Here is a 2,502-nt window from a genome sequence, read left to right on the forward strand (position 1 = left end):
AGGATATCATCTAGAAATAGATTTTCAAGACAATGGTTTAGTTTCCTTAAATAAACTCTAATCGATTAGTTGTTGTTTGGCTGGGTTCGGAATTATCAGAATAAGTTCAATTGTCCACCTTCATTAAATGGCATCTCAGTCTGTTTGTAAGATACTTTCGCTTTGATTTCATCCATAGCCAACCACAAAAACACACTCAAAGCAGAACCGAAAGCACTTAAGCACAAGTTTATACCAGGGGGTTTAATGCGGCGTTGCGGATCTGCTACTCTATCAGCAGCAGGACGTGAATCTTCAGTTAAACATTTTTCGAGTTCTGGTGCTTTTTCAAAGACGATATTTCGCACGTCAATTCGCACATCATCCCACCAAGCTTGTTCGGCGTTGGGGTCGCGTTTGCGGCATACTAAAAGCACGGTGCTGGATACTGCGTTTTTCTGTGCTTGGTGCAAGTTTTGCGGATTTTCGGTACTGACTGCCCAAGATGCGGTAATCTCGAAACCAGCATCGATGAGGGATTTTGCTAAGACATCCCACGCGCCGGAGTCTTTGTGATTAAATTGCACTGTCATTACGCCGTCGTTGCGGAGGACTCGGTGGTATTCGGCGAACGCCATTGCCATTTTTGCTTCGTAGTCTTGGTTGGCTAGTTCTTCTGGTGATACTCCCATGTTACGGAAGCGTCCTGGATTTGCGATCGCTTCTCTATCTTTGTCTGTTAGTTCATTGAAAAATAAGTCAGGAAATATATCTAGTAAATTTGCTCTTAACCAAACGTAAAAAAAATCTGAAATTTCAGCATAACGAATAGAATCATAGTAGGGTGGATCTGTAACTATGACATCTACTGAGTTATCAGTAATATGAATCAAGCTATCAGCTGAGGCTGTGTCTATTTGAATATATTTTGGGTTATGCTGTTCAATTCCTGCTAACTTGAAAATACTAGATTTACTATTTATTAAATTACATAATTCACAATAATCTGATATTGTTTTAGGAGATTCATATTTCCACAATAGTCCCCACAAGCTTATTTCTGGGTAGTTCCAAAATAAGTTAAGTGAGTGCTGTCCCATTGCTGGTTTTACTGAACCTGTTACTGCATCAAGATGTGATAAACGGGAGTTTTTATCTAAACATCGGTTTAATATAATAGCTAAATAAAGTATAATAGCATTAGATTTTTCTGACTCATATTCATATTGAATTTTTAACTTTGCTTTTCTAATAATCTCCACATAAGTTCCAATAGTTAAAACCTGACGTAAATTAAACATTTGATGCCATTGATGAATCCCATAAAGGTACATATCTGGCCCTCTATGAGTATTGTCAGGTATTTGCTGAGTAGGGATGATTCCAGATAATTCCCATTCATTTATTTTAGAAAATAAAAATAATTCTGACTTTTGAATACCTTGTAAATCTATGTGATTAGGTATTCTAAATTCTAGAGAACCACTGTTTTTACGATAAGCAACTGCATATAATTGATGTCCTAATGTATTTGATTGAGCGTAAGCTTTTATTGTTTCTTCTTCAATTACGCTATTACAATTTGGACATTTGCCTACACCTCTACTAATAGTGCTTTTATGTTCTGGATCATATTCTCCTTCATTTGTTAATATTGTTGTTCCCTTCCCCTTCCTACCCTTAACCAATTCAAAGTCAACTCGCTTATTTTCAGGATTAGGAATAGGTTTTACAGCACACCATCTATGCAAATTTTGTTTCTCAGTGCGTCTGTATAACCACCAATTAGGACTCAACGGAACAACAGACTCACAATTAGGACAAACAACTGTATGCGCCCAAAGATAATGTACCGTCTTTTCATCAGATAAACATGGGAAAAACTCAGCCAAACTTTTCTCCGCCTCATCCCCTACCCACTTCACCCATTTATCAATATCCTGCTGCAAATCTGGGCCAAACTTTAGCGGATATTCCATCGCCGCCTTCATCGTCACCACCGCCACAGGATTTAAATCAGAAGCCAGCACATTTAACCCATATCTCGCCGCCTCAAAAGGGATACTTCCACCACCTGCAAACGCATCTAACACAGTCGGTGTGCGAGTTCCCCAAACCTTCTCACAATAATCCTGCACCTTCTTAATTTGCACAGAATTAGGCGGCGTTTTATATAGCTTTACCTCCTTCCCCGGTACTAACCCCAGCAAATATTCAAATTCTTGCATTGTGATATCTGCTGGTAATAAAGAAGCCAACACACTGGCGCGACTAAAAGACAATGGCTTACGCGAATACCAGCGATGTAATCCTTTAAATGGATTTCCCCCATGTTCAAAATTAACTTGCTCATTCAGCAGTTGCACGGGCATCATTTTTTCGATAAAGACAGATGGGCGTTTGGGGGTTGAGTTGGTCATAGATTAGTGGTACAGAACAAAACACGATTTACTAGCAAATTCTTTACCAAATTAACAGGAAAGTCCTTCTGCTTGCTTGCGTTGGCGTTGTATTTGCTTATAA

1 protein-coding gene is annotated in these 2,502 nt (G+C 38.8%); it reads right to left on the reverse strand.

Annotated features, from left to right (window positions below; translation table 11 throughout):
- Positions 1-95: 95 nt before the first annotated feature.
- Positions 96-2,399 carry a DUF1156 domain-containing protein gene (locus LC605_RS32500; protein WP_229551474.1) on the reverse strand — a complete coding sequence of 768 codons (2,304 nt, stop codon included), beginning with the start codon at positions 2,397-2,399 and terminating at the stop codon, positions 96-98.
- Positions 2,400-2,502: the final 103 nt, after the last annotated feature.

Origin of the sequence: Nostoc sp. CHAB 5836 (assembly GCF_020829445.1) — a bacterium.
Taxonomy (GTDB): Bacteria; Cyanobacteriota; Cyanobacteriia; order Cyanobacteriales; family Nostocaceae; genus Nostoc.